The organism is Desulfococcus sp., from assembly GCF_041737845.1.
In the GTDB taxonomy this organism is placed as follows: domain Bacteria; phylum Desulfobacterota; class Desulfobacteria; order Desulfobacterales; family Desulfococcaceae; genus Desulfococcus.
This window is the reverse complement of record NZ_JBGSQX010000152.1, coordinates 26,134-42,534: the sequence shown is the minus strand read 5'-3', so window position 1 is coordinate 42,534 and position 16,401 is coordinate 26,134. Positions and strand designations below refer to the sequence as shown.

Here is a 16,401-nt window from a genome sequence, read left to right as displayed (position 1 = left end):
GGTATAACTCATTGTTTTGAATAGCATATTCAACAAGCCATTATCTCATTGCCTATTCAACTGAACCAGTGCCCACCTGACGCGTCGATTCTTTACAGAAAGGGAAAGTCGGTATCAGTGATCCAGTCCATTTTGCCCCATAAAAACCCGAACACCACAACACGGTACCTCCGAAGTATAGGGTTGAAGGAAACGCGGGAGGCGTTGGAGGAGGGGTTGACCCAACCGGCTAAGATCATCCCACTGAAAAGACAATCGGTATAAGCCGGATGGATGTTGCGTTCATCCGGAAGAGCCCAGGAAGGATTTGTGTCCAGATTTTGTGTCCACAACAAAAAAGCCGCCTGAAGAGTTCACCCTTCAGGCGGTTATGACAAAGGAAATCATGTGGTTGTCCAGTGGCGTCCCCAAGGGGATTCGAACCCCTGTTGCCGGCGTGAAAGGCCGGTGTCCTGGACCTGGCTAGACGATGGGGACGTGGTGTATCCTTTTCATCGGGCCGTGATGGCTTATGGGCCGTGCTGGACTCGAACCAGCGACTCTCTGCTTAAAAGGCAGATACTCTACCGACTGAGTTAACGGCCCTCAAAAAAAGACCCCGCTTCTATATATGGATACATATAGGTTGTCAATAAAAAAAGATCATCGGAAGCGTATTTCCAAGATCCCCTTGAGTGTCCTTGCCAACCGGCAGTCTGTCTTGGAAAAACCCCTTATTTCCGCCAGAACTCCGGCACCAGAAGAATGATTACCGTGTAGATCTCAAGCCGCCCAAGGAGCATGCACCAGATGAGCAGCCATTTCCCCAGGATGGGGATGTCGGCGTAATTCTCCACGGGCCCCACCATGCCGAACCCCGGGCCGATGTTCCCGATGGTGCCGGCGACGGCCCCGAAGGCGGTCAACAGGTCGACCCCGGTCCCGGCCAGGAGCACGACGGCTGCGGCGAAGAGGATCATGTAGAGGGCCAGGAAGCCCAAGACGCTCCGCACCACGTCCTCGGGAACCGTCTTTCCGGCGATCTTGACATGGGTGACCGCATGGGGATGGATGAGAGAAAAAAGCTCCTTGTAGCAGTATTTGAAGCAGACCATGACCCGGAGGCATTTCATGCCGCCGCCTGTCGATCCGGCGGAGCCGCCGATGAACATGCACAGGAGCAGGATGACCTGGGACATGGCGGGCCATTGCTCGTAGTCGGCCGTCGCGAATCCCGTTGTCGTCAGAATGGAGGCGATCTGGAAGAGGCTGTACCGGAAGGCTTCGGCCGCGCTGTCGTAGACGCTTCCGAAGATGTCGAAGGCGACCACGAGGGTGAGGAGCAGCGTCGTCCCCAGAAAGAAACGGCACTCGGAATCCCGCCAGAACGCCAGTGTCTCCCCCTTGAGAAACTGGTAGTGAAGGGTGAAGTTGATGCCGGCCAGAATCATAAACAGGGCGATGACCATGTCGATGTAGACGCTGTTGTAGTGGGCAACCGAGGCGTTTTTGGTGGAAAACCCGCCGGTGGGCAGGGTGGCGAAGGCATGGTTCAGAGCATCGTAAAGGTCCATTCCGCCGAGCATGAGAAGCACGATTTGGAGGCCTGTGATGAGGGCATAGACCTTCCAGAGGATCATGGCCGTTTCGCGGATGCGGGGTTTGAGCTTATCCGGCACCGGACTCGGCACCTCTGCCTTGTATAGCTGCATCCCCCCCACGCCCAGGATGGGCAGGATGGCCAGGGAGAGCACGATGATGCCCATGCCGCCCAGCCACTGGATGAAACTCCGCCAGAAGAGCATCCCTTTGGGAATCGGTTCGATTTCTCTCAATATGGATGCCCCGGTCGTGGTGAACCCGGACACCGACTCGAAAAGGCAGTCGGTAAACCCGCCGAACTGCCCGCTGAAGTAGAAGGGGAGCGCACCAAACCCCGCAACGGCCATCCAGCCCAGGGCGACGATCCCCATGCCTTCGCGCTGGCTGACAAAATCGGTCCGGGCGCTCTTTTTCCGAAGAGAAAGAAAGAGAACCCCGCCGACGCCGAGTGAAATGACCATGGATTTCAGATAGGGAAGGAGGCCCGCCTCCGCGTAAATCAGGCTCACCCCAAGCGGAAGCAGCATGAACAGCCCGAGGAAGACGATCAAAATCGCAATGACGTAGAGCACATAGTGCCAGCGCATCTAGAAATACTCCAGTTTGACCGCCAGGATCTTTTCGATTTTCGGGATGGCTTCGCGGCGGGCGAAGATGATGATCCGGTCGTTGGGCTCCACCACGCTCCGGCCCGTGGGGATAATCACCTTTTCGCCCCGCAGGATGGTCGTGACGAGGACGCCCTTCGGGAAAGCGACCTCCATCAGCGGCTTGCCCACGATGTCGGTCGTTTCCAGCGCCACCGCCTCCATGATCTCGGCGTCCTCCCCCCGGATGGAGACGGAACTCAGCACCTTGCCCCGGCGGATGTGCTGGAGGATCGAGTTGACGGCCGAGAGGCGCGGGTCCACCACCTGGTCGATGCCGATGGCATGCATCAGGGGAAAATAGCTGAATTTCGATATCTTGGTGATGGTTTTCCGGGCGCCGAGACGCTTGGCTAGGAGCGATACCAGAATGTTGGTTTCATCCTCGTCGGTCAGGGTGACCACCATGTCGGTATCCTGGATATTCTCCTCTTTCAGGAGCGCCTGGTCGGAACCGTCTCCGCAGAGCACGACGGTGCGGTTCAGTTTTCCGGCGATGAGGGAGCATCGGTCGTTTCGTTTCTCGATAATCTTCGTGTGGATCGATTTATTCTCGAGCCGTTTGGCCAGCCTGAGGGCGATGCGGCCGCCACCCACGATCATGACCCTTCGGATGGGGTCGGCGTACATGTTGAAGTGCCTGAGCGATTCCGCCAGGTGATCGTCGTCGGTGATGAAATAGATCAGGTCGCCGGGCAGAAGCCGGTCTTTCCCGGACGGGACGATGAGCACCTCCTCCCGGATGATGGCGAATATCAGGGGGCGGTGGCCTTTGATCCGTTCGGGCAGATCCAGGAGGCGGGCGCCCGCAAGAGGCGAGCTGTCGTCAAGCCGGATGCCGATGAACTTGACGCGTCCGCCGGCAAATTCCCCCACATCCGTCGCATTGGGCACGCTCATCAGGCGCTCGATGGTCTTGACCAGTTCCATCTCCGGATTGATGACGGTGTCGATATGGGGCGGGTTGCTGCAGAACAGCTCGCTGTAGTGGTCATAATCGGCGCTGCGGACCCGGGCCAGTTTCTTGGTGGACGGCGACAGGATGTCGGTCACCATGCAGGCCACCAGATTGGTTTCGTCGCTGTTGGTGACGGCGAGCATGATTTCCGCCTCCTGAATCCCGGCCTGATCAAGGATTTCAGGGCTGCTCCCGAGCCCGATCATCGTCTGAACGTCGATATGGTCGGAAACCCGGCGTATGGCATCCATATTGTGATCGATGACCACCACATCCTTGTTTTCCCGGGCGAGATGGCTGGCAATATGGAACCCCACCTCGCCGGCCCCTACAATCAGGATTTTCAAAAGATGACACTCCTTTGCTGGAACGGCGCGTCGATGTCGCCCTGCATGGATTGGAATAGCCGGAGAGGCGACCGTGGTTTTAGGAAAACGAACCGTTCAGGCTTTACTATAGCCGGCGGAAGGTGTCAATTCCCTCGGCGGCAGGATCTGGCCACTTCGCGGAAGCGATGGCGGCCGGCGGGAAAGGCGATGGCGTGAAGGAATCGGGTTCGGGGCCTTTTTCTACCACGAGCGCAGAACGACGCCGCCGCAGACGGCCGCCGTCCCGAAAAGGGCAGCCCAGTCCAGCCGCGTCGCCCGGTATGCCGGTCCGGTCCGTTCTTCGTTGTAGCAACGCGCCTCCATGGCGACGATCAGCCGGTCCGCATCCTCGAAAATGCGCCTGAGGAGGGCGACGGCAAGCGCCGTCAGCCGGAACACCGGGTTTTTTCGGCATTCGATGCACCGGGCCCGCTGGGCGTCCATCGTCTCCCGGGCCTGGTCCAGGATCATGGGGACGAAGCGGACCAGGAGGCTCAGCATGGTTCCGGCCCGCCGTTCGGGAACCCCGGGGATCGGGGCGAGAATCCAGATAACGGCGCCGCGGACCTCCGACGGCCGGGTCGCGGCGATGAAGATGATGCCGGCGAAAACGACGCAGGCGAGTCGCCAGCAGACCAGCACGCCGGCGGCGACGCCCTCCTGGGTGACGGCCATGCCGGCGGCGGATATCAGGGTCGCCCCCGGGGTTGAGATCGTCCGGGCTGCAAAAACCAGCAGGAGCAGGAAGGCGAAATACCGCATCTCCCGCGCCATGGACCGGAAGGGGACACCCATGTGCCCGATGGCCGCGAGCAGGAGCGCGGTGAGGGCGGCAAGGCTCGAAAAATCGGCCCGGAGCAGCGCGATGTTGATCATGGCCAGGGAGACGAGCTTGAACCGCGCATCCAGGCGGTGGGGGATGGATCTGCCGGGCCGGAAGCCCAGGGTTGCGGGTTCGGCCATCGGATCAGCCGAGCCATGAAGAGAGGGCCATGCCTCTCCGGGAGGCCTCGGGCTCCCTCACCCCGAAGGCATCGATACCTTTCACCGCGTCCGCCGGCGCCCCGTCCCGGACGACGGCGCCGGCTCGGATCACCACGAGGCGGTCGGCATGGGCCAGGACCTTTTCCAGGTCGTGGGTGGTCAGCAGGATGGTGTGGCCGTCCCGGTGGAGGGTGATCAGCTGTTGGAGCACCTGGCGGACCCCGGGGTAGTCCAGGTTGGAAAAGGGTTCGTCGAATACCAGGACCCTGGACTGCATGGCCAGGATGCCCGCGATGGCGACCCTGCGTTTTTCCCCCCCGGAGAGAAAATGGGGCCGCTGGTCCGCAAATCCGTCCAGCCCCACGGCCGAAATCGCCGCCGTGACGCGCCGGTGGATTTCCCCCCGCGCGAGGCCCAGGTTTTCAGGCCCGAAGGCGACGTCGTCGTAGACGGTCTCCCCCACGATCTGGCTGTCGGCGTCCTGGAACACCATCCCCACCGCCCGGCGGGCGTGGATGGCGTTATCGATCGTGGACACGCCGTCCACGACGACCCGGCCGGCGTGGGGGAGGAGGAGGGCGTTCAGGTGCCTGAGAAAGGTGGTTTTCCCCGAGCCGTTGGCGCCGGCCACCACGACGAACTCCCCCGGCCGGACCGACAGGTCGATCCCGGAGAGGGCCGTCGTCCCGTCGGCGAACCGGTGGGTGAGGCCGCTAACCTCGAGAATATTCATCGGAGCGGAATGCCTGGACTCTCCCGGCCATCACCGGCCGGAGGGTGCGGGCGATGGGGACGGCCGCCGCGATCTTGAGGGCGTCGCCGATCAAAAACGGCAGCATGCCCGCGGCAACGGCCTTGGACCAGGGCATCCCGGTCACCGCCTTGAGATGAGGGACGCCCATCCCGTAAACGATCAGGGCGCCCAGCGCCATGGCGGCAATGTCTCCCATGACCCGGCCTTTGGTGCGTGCGCTGACGATGCCGACCACCCAGACCGCCGGGAGATAGGCGACGAGGTATCCGCCCGTGGGGCCCAGGATGCGGCCGATGCCGCCGGTCCCGCCGGCGAAGACGGGAAGCCCGATGGCGCCGGCCAGGAGGTAGATGCCCACACTCGCAAGGCCCCACCGGGGCCCCAGAAGAAGTCCGGTCAGGAGGACAAACAGGTTCTGGAGAACGATGGGAACCGGCCCGATGGGAATGGCCAGAAAAGCGCCCGCGGCGATCAGTGCGGCAAAAAGGGACGCGTAGACGGTCTGATGCAAGCAGGCAGCGGAGAGTGGGGTGGGGTTCATGGTTGAGCTGTTCCTCCTTCGGTATCGGGATGGGGCGGCGGGAAAAAGCAGTCCCCGTAGATCACCCGCCTTCGGGTGCCGCAGGGAAGCGCCAGGATCAGGGCGCCGTCCGCTTCCACGTCTGCGGCCCGCCCTTCCAGGGTTTGGCCGGTGGTGGCGATCCGGACCTGCCGGCCCAGGGTCATGGTGAAAGCTTTCCACTCCGCCACGACCGTGTCGTAATCGACGCGGGCCATGCGGTGTTCAAATTCGTCGAGAAAGGCGGCGATGAGCGCGCACCTTGAAACCTGTTTTCCCAGCAGGCCCGACAGGGAAACGGCCCCGGGTTCATCCGGCGTCGGGTCGTTGTTGACGTTGAGGCCCATGCCGATGTTGATGAAGGCCACCATGTCGGCGCTGACCTCCATCTCCGAAAGCATGCCGAGGATTTTTTTGTCGCCCACCAGGATGTCGTTGGGCCATTTGCCCAGGGCGTCGACCCCGTATCGGTCTCTGAGGACATGGATCATGGCGAGGGAGGCGACAAAATTGATCCGTGAGCCCAGAAGGAGCGGGATCTCCGGCCGGACGACAACGGTCATGTACACGCCGCCTTCATCGGAAAGCCACTGCCGCGCAAGCCTTCCCCGGCCCCGGTCCTGGCTTCCGGCGATGACGGTCGTCAGATTCGGGGCGCCGTCCCGGGCCAGGTTCCGGGCAATGGTCATGGTCGAATCCACGCGGTCATGGTAATGGATGAGGTCTTTTCTTCCGGAAAATTCCCAGGGAAACGGCGTGTCCGGAGCCCCCAGAAACCGGTAGCCTTTGGGGGTGGCCTCGATGTCGTATCCCAGTTCCTGGAGTTTCTGGATGTGCTTCCAGACGGAGACCCGGGATATGCCCAGGTCGGTTCTGAGACGCTCGCCGGATACAACGGTTCGGCTGCTGCGGAGCGTGTCGAGGATGGCGGCTTTCACGGCATCTCTCCTGGGCGGTGCGTTCGGATCCGTGCACGCGCATGATATTCGGCAGTTGGTTAGTGCAATTCCGAGGATAGGGTAACGAAAATTCTTCGGGAAGTCAACCCATTTTCCGGGGAAGAGGAGGATGCCGGTCCAGGGCCTCCCAGCGGAAATGGGAAACCTGGCCGGTCCGCCGGTTGAACCGGGTGATCCTTCGGGTGGTCATCCAGTCCGGCAGGATATGGAGGTGGGTGTCGCCGCAGCGGAAAAAAACCTCCTGGTGAAAATGGCCGACGAAAATTCTTTTCAGGCCCAAAGCCCGCGCCGCCGACAGGAAGCGAAGAATCTCCTCCCGGGGCAGGGCCGACCGGAAGGCCTGATTGGTATGCCTCAGTTTTTTCTTGATGGTTTCGGCCCAGAAGGGTCCTGACGGCAGGATGCGGAGGATCTGCTTCACGGCGCGGTTTTTGGTGAGTTCCCGGAACCGGAGGTAGTTCCGGTCCCGGCGGTTGATGCAGTCCCCGTGGCAGAAGAGATTGCCCCTGCCGTCGGCCAGAACGGCCCGGGCGGTCGCCCAGGAGAAGGCGTCCGCTTTCTCCTCGGCGAGGAAGAACTCGTGGTTGCCTTCGATGTATCCGATCTTCCGGCCGGCTTTCTGCTCCCGGCACCAAGAGAGAAAACGGGTGTGGGCAGCCTCCTCGTAGCCGGGGAGGGCGATCCACAGGTCGAAGATATCGCCCATGAAAACGATGTCTTCCGAGGTTTTACCGAGGGCGTCCAGCATCCGGAAAAAGGGGCGGTGGGTGCCCGCGGCAGTGTTGACATGGGCGTCGGTGATCAGCATCATGGGGATTGGATTCCGGCATGTCGGATTGTTGCGGGGCCGCCGTCACCGGGCCGTGCCGCGGCGGCCTGCTGGACGGGCAGGGTGCAGGCGGCGTGAAGCCTCGATACGTCCATATGATCTCATCGGGGGTTATCTTGATTATTTCATAACAGTACGGTAGAATTGTTGCAGTATACCGCGTGAAACGACATCTGTTAACAAAAATATTTCATGGGCCAATGGATTCCCTGATGCCGATATTATGACGGCCGACAGGGAAACCGCAGGAAAAGGGAGAACAATGGAGGAGAAAATGATCGTTCTGGTGGCCTTTGACGGCTCAAAAGCCGCAAATGAAGCGCTCAGCCTGGCCGTGAAACATGCGGAAGCCTTCAAAGGCAAGGTGGTGCTGGTTCGGTCCCTCAAGGGCGGAGCGGACATCGACAGCGAGGATATCCAGACGGCGGAGCAGGACCTGGCTTATGCGGAGCAATTCTGCCGGGAGCGGTCCGTTCCGTTCGAGACGCACCTGCTCGTCCGCGGGTGCAGTCCCGGAGAAGACATTGTCCGGTTCGCCGAGGAATGCCGCGCGGATGAAATCATCATGGGCGTGAGGCGGCGCTCGCGGGTCAGCAAGATGGTGTTCGGGTCCAATGCCCGGCATGTGATCCTGGAAGCCCATTGTCCGGTGGTTACGGTGAAATAACCCGATTGTAGTTCCGTGGCGCATCGGCATCGGCCGGAAGGCCGTCCGGTGCGACATTTATTTTGAATTTGCGATGGATTTCCCTTCTTGACAATAAATTTTATTAAAAACAATAAGATAAATATAACATGGCCGAGTCTGTCACATCCCGAAGATCCCTTCATGACACAAAATAGGTATTTCTACCTATGGACATCAAAAGGATATTACTATAGTAATGACCGTGATGCGCCGCATGCCCGGAAGCATGGCGCGAAATATGCCTTAGATATGCATTAATCGGGCGGATCGACATCGATCGATGCTTGCAGGGCGATTTCCCGGGGGGAAATGAACGGACCCTTTTTGGCGTCTGGAATCTGAGAATCCGGTGGATACCTGATGGAGCCAAACAAACTTTACAAGGTACTGGTCGTTGACGACGACCCCATGGTGCGTATCCTGCTTCGCACCCGGCTCGAAGGCGACGGATACGCCGTGGAAGAAGCCGAAAACGGTATTCAGGCATTGGAAAAACTGGCCGGCGACCACGAAATCCGCATCGTCATCACCGACCTTCTGATGCCCCGGATGAGCGGGTTTGATCTGATTTCCAGGATTCGGAGCGAAGACGGGCGATATATCTACATCATCGTCCTGAGCCAGATGATCGACCGGAAATCCCTCATCCACGCACTGTCCAACGGGGCCGACGATTACATGACCAAGCCGATCTTCCTGGACGAGGTCAGGCTCCGCCTGGAGGGCGCCGCCCGTCTGCTTCGCCTGGAAGGTCAGGACGCCCTGATCTTTTCCATGGCCAAAATGATGGAGTTTCGCAGTGAGGAGACCGGGTATCACCTGGAACGGGTCCGGCGGTTCACCCGCATCGCGGCGCGGGATTTTGCGATCTCTCATCCCGAATACCGTCTGAACCTGAGCGTCGCCGATGAAATCGCCCTCGTGAGTCCCCTCCACGATATCGGCAAGATCGCCGTCCCCGACTGCATCCTGCACAAACCCGGGAAGCTCGACGCCGAAGAATGGGCAAAGATGCAGATGCATACGACCATCGGCGGCGATCTGCTCGAGGAACTCTACGAGAAGAACGGGACCCCGTACCTCCGGTTTGCCTATGAAATCGCCAAGTTTCATCATGAATGGTGGGACGGCTCGGGATACCCCTGCGGTCTCTCGGGGGAGGACATCCCCCTCTCCTCCCGCATCATGGCCCTGGCGGATGTCTATGACGCCCTCACCAGCCGGCGGTCCTACAAAGATGAATTCAGCCACGAAACCGCCAGGAGGATCATCCTGGAAAAGAGCGGAACCCAGTTCGATCCCCGGATTGTCGAGGGGTTTGTGCGTCAGGAGTTTGAATGGCAGGCCATCAGGGAGCGTTTTCGGGAGAGCGGGAATCGCGCCGACGAATTTTGACGGTTCCGTCAACAGGCCGATATCTGCGTTACGCGTATCCTTCGCCACTGCAGCGCACCAACAGCATGCCTCATTCCTCGGGATTCGCAGGCCTTGATCTCGACCTTTTTACAAAACCGTCTGAAAATCGACTTTTTACGAATCCATCAATTTTGACTGCGCTTCAAGCACGCTGAAAGCCCCGGCCAGGGTATCCTCGGACAGCAGAGCTTCGGCGATCCGCTCGGCATCCCGAAGGCGCATGCCCGAGATGCGGTCATGAACCGCGGGTAAAAACTGCGGACCGACGCTCAGGGTGCGGATGCCGATCCCCAGAAGGAATGGGATGTACTCCGCCTCATGCCCCATCTCGCCGCATACGGCGATCTCCCGCCCCGCAGCCGTCGCGGCCCGGACGATCCGGGCCAGCCCCCGCAGCACCGCCGGATGATAGGCCCTGTAATACCCGGCCACCTTTTCGTTGGTCCGGTCGACGGCCAGGGTGTACTGGATGAAATCGTTGGTGCCGATGGAGAAGAAATCGGCTTCCCGGCCCAGGGCCGGCATGATCTCCACCACCGACGGGACCTCCACCATCATCCCGATGAACGGCTTGGGGTGATGGGGCAGGTCTTCCCGGGCGAGGTCCGTCAGACAGTCATCGACGATCCGCCGCGCCTCCCGGAATTCGTCCAGGGACGAGATCATGGGGAACATGATGCGGAGGCGGCCGGCTTCGGCGCCGGCGCGCAGGATGGCCCGGAGCTGCTGCTCGAACAGGGGGCGGTTGCTGAGGGAGAACCGGATGGATCTCAGGCCCAGATCGGGGTTTTTCCCGCTGGTGGCGTTGGAATAAACCAGGGCCTTGTCGCCGCTGATGTCCAGGGTCCGTATGGTGATCTCCCGACCGGCCATTTCATCGAAGAGGTGCTTGTAGACGAGATACTGCTCTTCTTCCGATGGAAAGGTCGGACGCACGATGAAGGGGAATTCGGTCCGGTAGAGGCCGATGCCTTCGGCGTTCAGCTCCTTTGCGATGGACAGTTCGCTCAGGAGGTTGATGTTGGCCAGCAGCCGGATGCGCGTCCCGTCAAGGGTGCAGGTGATGGGGCATGCCGTGGGGGGCGATTTCGGCAGAACCCGGCCCGCAGCCTTGTGCCCGGCGAACTGCAAAAGGATCTCCTTGTCCGGACGGACGTAGATGTTTCCGACATTGGCGTCGAGAAGGACCGGGGTCTCTTCCGGGAGGTCCATGAGATTGGGGTGGTCGGCGATCACCAGGGGGATTTTCAGGGAACGGGCGAGGATGGAGACATGCGAGGTGATGCCGCCCTTGACCAGGATGATGCCCTGGACATCCTCCGACGCCAGCTTCAGGATTTCGGACGGATAAAGCTCCCCCGCGACGACGATCTTCCCTTTTTCATTCTCCTGCCTCTCCGAAGAACCCTGGCGGAAGAGGTTTTTCAGGATGCGGCCCGCCAGGTCCTCGATATCGCTGACCTTTTCACGGATATAGGCATGGCTGCTTGACGAAAAGACACTGATGTAGTGCCGCGCAACGTTTCTCACGGCATCCGGGGGGGAAGCGCCCTCCGATATCTGATGGACGATCCGGTCGATGAACTTGGGGTCCTTCAGGATCATGAAATGGGCCGTGAAGATGAGGGATGCGCTTTCAGGCAGTCTCTCGGAGAGCCGGGCCTGAAGGTCGGCCAGCTGACGGGAGGTCTGGTTCACGGCCTGGTGAAAATCCTCCACCGTATACCGACTGCAGAGGTTGGCGTTTCCCGACAGGAAGGCGACATGGCTTTTCTTGAAAAAGGAGATGGGGCCATGGGCGACGCCCTCGGAGGCCGACTGGCCCCGGATGAATTTCAGGGCGGCCTGGGCATGGTCCTGGGTTTCCACAGGCGTCCCGGTCGCTTCGTAAAGGTCCATGAGCAGGCGCGCGTTCTCAACAGCGCCGGCGAGCTGGGACGCGGAGGCCCTCAGAGCCATGACATCCCGTTCGGAGAAATAGTCTGCCTCCTCGTGCTGGACCACCAGCACGCCGATCCTCTGAGCGCCCCGCTGGATCGGAACGGACAGAAAGGATTCAAATCGGTCTTCGTCGGTTTCCTCGAAATATTTGAACAGGGGATTGCATCTGGCATGCGCTTCCCGTATGGGGCTGAGGTGCTCGAAGCTCGTCCCGACGAGGCCTTCACCGGGCTTCATCCGGACCCGCCCCACCGCCCTGGGGTTGAGTCCGACCGTTGCCTTGAGAACCAGCTCTTCCGAGGTTTCATCGTAGAGGTAGATGGAGCAGACGTCCGCCGCGAGGTGCCGGGATACCAGTTTGACCGTGCTGTCGAGGAAGGTTTCGATGTTGTGGCTTCCGGTGACCAGCGCCGCAAGGTCGCCGATGTCGCACAGCAGGTTGAGATGATCTCGATCTTTTCGGGCCATAAAGAGGACCTTCCAAAGCGATTCTGAAGCATTCGCCAAGAACGGCGGAAAACAGCGTGACCAGATACACTAAGTCATGAAGTTTCGGCTGTCAAAGCAAACTTTACAGAAATCAGGCGGCCGCCTCCCCGGCGGATTGCCGGACGGCCTCGCGCCGGACCCCGTGCGGAAAGCGATCCTCCGGGAGCTGCAGGAGGGACGGCATCAGCAGCCCCCGGAGGTCGATGTCCTGCCTGGGCGTTATCCGGTGGTCAGATGCGCCAGCAGCTCCGCCGCCTCCGTGACGGTCATGTTCTCGTGGATCAATCCGTAGACCGCCGAAAGCAGGGCGGCGGGATGAGGGCTCTGCCAGACGTTCCGGCCCATGACGATACCCCTGGCCCCGCCCTGGAGGGCACCGTGGATCATGGCGAGGGTGTCCCGGTCCGTCTCGCATTTGGGCCCCCCGGCGATCATGACCGGCACGGGGCATCCGGCCGTGACCTTGTCGAAATCCGTTTCAGTGTAGTAGGTCTTGATGATGTCCGCCCCGTGCTCCGCGCCGACGCGCGCGCCGAGGGCGATGAATTTGGGGTCTTTTTTCTTCTCCTCGTTGGTTTTTCCGAGGCCGATGACGCCCAGGAGGGGGATATCCCAACGCCTGCATTCCGTTGCCATGGCCGCCATGCCGATGAGGGTCTCGTGTTCGTAGTTCGAGCCCACGAAGGCTGTTGTCGCCATGGCGTCCGCCCCCAGAAAGAGCGCCTCTTCGACGCTGGCCGTCCGGCCCTCGCGGGTCAGGTCGGGCCCTGCGATGGTGGCCCCGCCGCTGGCCCGGAGGATGACGCCGGGGTCGCCCTCCGGGTCGAACGCATGGGTGTAGATCCCCTTGGTCATGAGCCAGCAGTCGATTTTTCCGGTGGCGTCGAGGGCCCTGATGGTCCCCGCGATGTCGACGATGCCGGACATGGCGCCCAGGGCCATGCCGTGGTCCACCGCAATCACAAGGCTGCGGCCGGTTTTCCGGTTGAGGATATTCCTGAGGCGCCGTTCTTTTCCGTTCATTGACGTTCCTTCTTTTTTGTAGGGTTTTGCCGTGCGCGGCATTGGAGGCAGTCCGCCCGGATGTCAGAAAACGACGATGCCGCGAATCATGGTCTGGTTCTTGGCCCGTTCGACGGCATCGAGAAAATTGTCGAGGCCGAACCGGTCGGAGATCAGGTCTTCCACCGCCATCTCGTTGCGCGCGATGAGATCGAGGCACGCCGTGAACTGTACCGGTGATGCGGCAAAGGTTCCGGTAAGATTGATTTCACCGTAATGAAGCCACCTCGGGTCCACGGAGATCGTCTGCCCTGCGGGCGGGCCGCCGAAAATATTGAAGGTGCCGCCGTTTCGCGTCAGTTTCAGGTTCTGCTCGATGACCCCGGGGATCCCCAGGGAGGCGATGACGGTTTCAGCGCCGCGGCCGCCGGTGATCTTTCGGATTTCATCGATGTGGTCGACGGCGCTTGCGTTCAGGCAGACTTCCGCCCCCATGTTTTTGGCGGTTTTCAGCCGGTCGTCGCGCAGGTCGACGGAAATCACCCTGGCGCCGGCCCATTTGGCCATTTTCAGATGCATCAGTCCCATGGGGCCGGCCCCCAGGATCACCACGACGCTTCCCGGTTCCACCTTACATGTTTTGAGGGACGCATACACGCATGACAAGGGCTCGGCCAGGACGGCCTTTTCAAAGGAGAGGCTGTCCGGGATCTTCACGACGCCGCCGATGTTGACGATCTCCTTCGGGAGCCTCACATACTCGGCAAAGCCGCCGTCGATGCCGTGGGCCAGGCCGAACTCGTGTTCGCAGAGGTTGTGCCGGCCTCTTTTACAGAAATAACAGTTCCCGCAGACCGCGATGGGATACACCGCCACCCGGTCGCCGATCCGGAGGCCCTCGACGCCCCTCCCGATCTCGGATATCTCTCCGACGACCTCGTGCCCCAGAATCGTCGGGAGGTCCTTCGGCAAGCCCTGGCCGAGGAGGGTCTTGATGTCGGTTGCGCAGATCCCCGACACCCTGGTCCGGACAACCACCTCGCCGTCGCCCGCCGCGGGCGTCGGGTATTCCTCGATGCGGATGTCGCCCTTTCCGTGAACTACTGCTGCTTTCATGTCGCATATCTCCCAATCATTTATTCATCTTTGATTTCTCCCGGATGGCCGTCATGAGCGCCATGACCTTCGCAGGGTCTTTTTTTCCGGGCCGGGCCTCCACTCCCGAACAGAGATCAATGCCGTGGGGGTTCACGGCATCGAGGGCATCGGCCACATTTCCGGGATGGATGCCCCCGGCCAGCCAGACGGGCACAGGGCTCTCGACGGCATCCATCAGTTTTTTAACGAGGCCCCAGTCGGAGACCCGGCCCGTCCCGCCGAACTTCGTTTTTCCCTGCATCACCGCGACCGTGTCAAACAGGAGGGCGTCGACGCCGGCCTCAAGATAGCTTTCGACCGTTTTCCTGAAGGGGGCCATATCCGCCGCCTCCCCGGCCTGGGGCAGGTGGATGGACTGCCAGAGTTCAACGGCCGGATGGGCGCTTTTCAGGCGTTTCATCAAGGGGACGGCCGCCGGGTCCAGGAACTGGACCGCGAAGGGGCGGAGTGCTTGGATGAGGGTCTCGATCCGTTCCGCCGTCATCCTGAAGACGAGGGCCACGCCCGGGATCGGCGGATTCGCGAAGAGGGGCGCGGCGTCGTCGACGGACAGGGACCTGGGTGAAAAATCCACCTCCACGACCACGCCGAAAAAATCGGCGCCCGCATCGGCTGCCAGGGCGGCATCCGCCATGCTGGTCGTTCCGCAGATTTTGGCTTTGTAGCCGTCTTTCATCTGCGCTTTACCCTTTCAGCCAGTTGTCGTTGATGAAGGAGCGTTCAACCCCGTTTTCGGTGACCGTCCCGCCGGTGTTGTCCACCTCGGTTTCAATGATCCGGGTCTTCGAGACGTTGAGGGAATCCAGATAGGCCATGGCCCGGTCGTAGACATCCTGTTTCTGGGTCAGGGCGAAAATGGTCGGCCCCACGGAGCTCATTCCGGCAATCTCGACGCCGATTCCGCGGAATGCATTGATATATTTGTAGATCGGCGTTCCAAAGGCGCCGTGCTGCTCGCATTCGGCCCGCTTGGAGCCCAGGTAGGAGAGATCAAAGAGCGCGTCGCCCATTTTTTTGAGGTTGCCCATGATCATGGCCGGGAGCATGTCGAACAGAACGATCTGGGCCTTGGCGCCGGCCTGCATGGCGTCCAGGCTTCTTGCGCGCCGGAGCAGGAGTTCCACCTCGGATTCGGCGGAGGTCTCCTTTCCCATGAATTCGTCCTCCAGGCTCTTGACCTCGGGGATGAAGACGATCACCTTGGTGTTGGGCAGTTCGACCCGGTGGACCATGACAAGATCGTCGCTGGCCACGACCCATCCGCCGTTGATCCCGACCATGGCGCCGATGCCGGTTTCGAAGGCCGGCAGGAGGCAGCCCTCGTTCATGGGGCTCTCCTCGCAGGAGTGGTAGCCCATGATCCTACGGAGTTCCCATCCGGCAAAAGGCCTTCCCAGGACCTCGTTCATGCCGATGCACACCGAACACATGGAACCGATGGACGATCCGAGACCGACATGCCGGCGCTTGTGGTCCTGGAGTTCGATCTCGAATCCGCCCTCGTACCCGAGGAGTTCCTTGAAGATGTGGGCAAAATGCCGGACGATCAGGGAGCGTTCCCCCGAGGTCCGGATGACCGGCTTCTGGATGGCCTTCACGCTGGCATGGAAATAGACCGCGATGCTGATCCCGATACCGCCGCCGCCCGGCCGGTTGAGGTTGAAACAGTTCATGTCCAGAACCGTGGGGTGAAGCCTGGCGGGGACTTTGACCTTGACCTCCCGTTCCCCGACCTCGCCCAATTTCCGGGGCGCCACGCCGATTTTTTCATAAGAATGAATGAACCGTCTGTCTCCGGGCTCAAATTCCTCGAGGATCGTCGATACCTTGTCGAAACGTCCTCCGATGATGCCGACTTCGATCTTGTTCTTTTTGATTTCAGTTTTCTGAACGTCCATCCTGCGTCCTTTTTGGTTAGCGGTTAACGGTCATTTTCATCAACGCTTCCATACCCCAGCGTGGGCAATGCCGCTGAGGGTGAACATTTAAAATATTCTGAATATCATTATAGCGCCCGTTTCGCTACAGAAATCATCAAGGACTTGTCCTTAAAAATGCTCTGCCGCGT

Annotated in this window: 14 protein-coding genes and 2 tRNA genes; 2 read left to right on the top strand and 14 right to left on the bottom strand. The window is 60.6% G+C overall.

Annotation, left to right across the window (positions count from 1 at the left end; genetic code table 11):
* Positions 1–399: 399 nt before the first annotated feature.
* The 9 genes from ACEW8N_RS18930 to ACEW8N_RS18890 form a co-directional block, all read right to left on the bottom strand.
* Positions 400–477 (bottom strand) — tRNA-Glu (locus ACEW8N_RS18930).
* Between the two features lie 35 nt (positions 478–512).
* Positions 513–585 (bottom strand) — tRNA-Lys (locus ACEW8N_RS18925).
* A 128-nt stretch (positions 586–713) separates the two neighbouring features.
* Positions 714–2,168: a TrkH family potassium uptake protein gene (locus ACEW8N_RS18920; protein ID WP_373501424.1), complete on the bottom strand. Its 1,455-nt coding sequence runs from the start codon at positions 2,166–2,168 to the stop codon at positions 714–716.
* Complete coding sequence (gene trkA, locus ACEW8N_RS18915; RefSeq protein ID WP_373501423.1) at positions 2,169–3,533, bottom strand: Trk system potassium transporter TrkA; 1,365 nt, start codon at positions 3,531–3,533, stop codon at positions 2,169–2,171. It lies immediately after the preceding gene.
* 222 nt (positions 3,534–3,755) lie between these two features.
* A complete protein-coding gene (locus ACEW8N_RS18910; RefSeq protein WP_373501422.1) occupies positions 3,756–4,517 on the bottom strand; it encodes an energy-coupling factor transporter transmembrane protein EcfT in 762 nt (253 codons plus the stop codon).
* A 4-nt stretch (positions 4,518–4,521) separates the two neighbouring features.
* Complete coding sequence (locus ACEW8N_RS18905) at positions 4,522–5,271, bottom strand: energy-coupling factor ABC transporter ATP-binding protein (protein ID WP_373501421.1); 750 nt, start codon at positions 5,269–5,271, stop codon at positions 4,522–4,524.
* Positions 5,252–5,833 carry a biotin transporter BioY gene (locus ACEW8N_RS18900; protein WP_373501420.1) on the bottom strand — a complete coding sequence of 194 codons (582 nt, stop codon included), beginning with the start codon at positions 5,831–5,833 and terminating at the stop codon, positions 5,252–5,254. Before ACEW8N_RS18900 ends, ACEW8N_RS18905 begins: the two co-directional genes overlap by 20 nt.
* On the bottom strand, positions 5,830–6,789 hold the full coding sequence (locus ACEW8N_RS18895; RefSeq protein ID WP_373501419.1) for a biotin--[acetyl-CoA-carboxylase] ligase: 960 nt from the start codon (positions 6,787–6,789) through the stop codon (positions 5,830–5,832). The genes ACEW8N_RS18900 and ACEW8N_RS18895 overlap by 4 nt, the downstream gene beginning before the upstream one ends.
* A gap of 103 nt (positions 6,790–6,892) precedes the next feature.
* Entirely contained in the window at positions 6,893–7,621 is a 729-nt protein-coding gene (locus ACEW8N_RS18890; RefSeq protein WP_373501418.1) for a UDP-2,3-diacylglucosamine diphosphatase, read from the bottom strand.
* 280 nt (positions 7,622–7,901) lie between these two features.
* On the opposite strand from ACEW8N_RS18890, the gene ACEW8N_RS18885 reads away from it, so the two are divergent.
* Positions 7,902–8,306 (top strand): universal stress protein, encoded by a 405-nt coding sequence (locus tag ACEW8N_RS18885; protein ID WP_373501417.1) that lies wholly within the window; start codon positions 7,902–7,904, stop codon positions 8,304–8,306.
* 381 nt (positions 8,307–8,687) lie between these two features.
* Positions 8,688–9,722, top strand: coding sequence for an HD-GYP domain-containing protein (locus ACEW8N_RS18880; RefSeq protein WP_373501416.1), 1,035 nt, complete (start codon positions 8,688–8,690; stop codon positions 9,720–9,722).
* A 135-nt stretch (positions 9,723–9,857) separates the two neighbouring features.
* Here ACEW8N_RS18880 and ptsP read toward each other — a convergent pair whose 3' ends face one another.
* From ptsP to ACEW8N_RS18855, 5 genes are all read right to left on the bottom strand, one after another.
* Entirely contained in the window at positions 9,858–12,152 is a 2,295-nt protein-coding gene (gene ptsP / locus ACEW8N_RS18875; protein ID WP_373501415.1) for a phosphoenolpyruvate--protein phosphotransferase, read from the bottom strand.
* A 240-nt stretch (positions 12,153–12,392) separates the two neighbouring features.
* Positions 12,393–13,196 (bottom strand): class I fructose-bisphosphate aldolase, encoded by an 804-nt coding sequence (locus ACEW8N_RS18870; RefSeq protein WP_373501414.1) that lies wholly within the window; start codon positions 13,194–13,196, stop codon positions 12,393–12,395.
* A gap of 63 nt (positions 13,197–13,259) precedes the next feature.
* On the bottom strand, positions 13,260–14,291 hold the full coding sequence (locus ACEW8N_RS18865) for a zinc-dependent dehydrogenase (protein ID WP_373501413.1): 1,032 nt from the start codon (positions 14,289–14,291) through the stop codon (positions 13,260–13,262).
* A gap of 16 nt (positions 14,292–14,307) precedes the next feature.
* On the bottom strand, positions 14,308–15,009 hold the full coding sequence (locus tag ACEW8N_RS18860; protein WP_373501412.1) for a phosphoribosylanthranilate isomerase: 702 nt from the start codon (positions 15,007–15,009) through the stop codon (positions 14,308–14,310).
* A 7-nt stretch (positions 15,010–15,016) separates the two neighbouring features.
* The gene (locus ACEW8N_RS18855; protein ID WP_373501411.1) at positions 15,017–16,231 is read right to left on the bottom strand and encodes a sugar kinase; all 1,215 of its coding nucleotides are present in this window, start codon (positions 16,229–16,231) and stop codon (positions 15,017–15,019) included.
* Positions 16,232–16,401 lie beyond the last annotated feature (170 nt).

What these genes read in the sequence shown, in the direction of transcription:
- ACEW8N_RS18870 (WP_373501414.1), bottom strand. Translation starts at nt 13,196, where the DNA reads ATGAACGGAAAAGAACGGCGCCTCAGGAATATCCTCAACCGGAAAACC.
- ACEW8N_RS18920 (WP_373501424.1), bottom strand. Translation starts at nt 2,168, where the DNA reads ATGCGCTGGCACTATGTGCTCTACGTCATTGCGATTTTGATCGTCTTC.
- ACEW8N_RS18905 (WP_373501421.1), bottom strand. Translation starts at nt 5,271, where the DNA reads ATGAATATTCTCGAGGTTAGCGGCCTCACCCACCGGTTCGCCGACGGG.
- ACEW8N_RS18890 (WP_373501418.1), bottom strand. Translation starts at nt 7,621, where the DNA reads ATGATGCTGATCACCGACGCCCATGTCAACACTGCCGCGGGCACCCAC.
- ACEW8N_RS18885 (WP_373501417.1), top strand. Translation starts at nt 7,902, where the DNA reads ATGGAGGAGAAAATGATCGTTCTGGTGGCCTTTGACGGCTCAAAAGCC.
- ACEW8N_RS18860 (WP_373501412.1), bottom strand. Translation starts at nt 15,009, where the DNA reads ATGAAAGACGGCTACAAAGCCAAAATCTGCGGAACGACCAGCATGGCG.
- ACEW8N_RS18880 (WP_373501416.1), top strand. Translation starts at nt 8,688, where the DNA reads ATGGAGCCAAACAAACTTTACAAGGTACTGGTCGTTGACGACGACCCC.
- ACEW8N_RS18865 (WP_373501413.1), bottom strand. Translation starts at nt 14,291, where the DNA reads ATGAAAGCAGCAGTAGTTCACGGAAAGGGCGACATCCGCATCGAGGAA.
- ptsP (WP_373501415.1), bottom strand. Translation starts at nt 12,152, where the DNA reads ATGGCCCGAAAAGATCGAGATCATCTCAACCTGCTGTGCGACATCGGC.
- ACEW8N_RS18855 (WP_373501411.1), bottom strand. Translation starts at nt 16,231, where the DNA reads ATGGACGTTCAGAAAACTGAAATCAAAAAGAACAAGATCGAAGTCGGC.
- ACEW8N_RS18910 (WP_373501422.1), bottom strand. Translation starts at nt 4,517, where the DNA reads ATGGCCGAACCCGCAACCCTGGGCTTCCGGCCCGGCAGATCCATCCCC.
- ACEW8N_RS18900 (WP_373501420.1), bottom strand. Translation starts at nt 5,833, where the DNA reads ATGAACCCCACCCCACTCTCCGCTGCCTGCTTGCATCAGACCGTCTAC.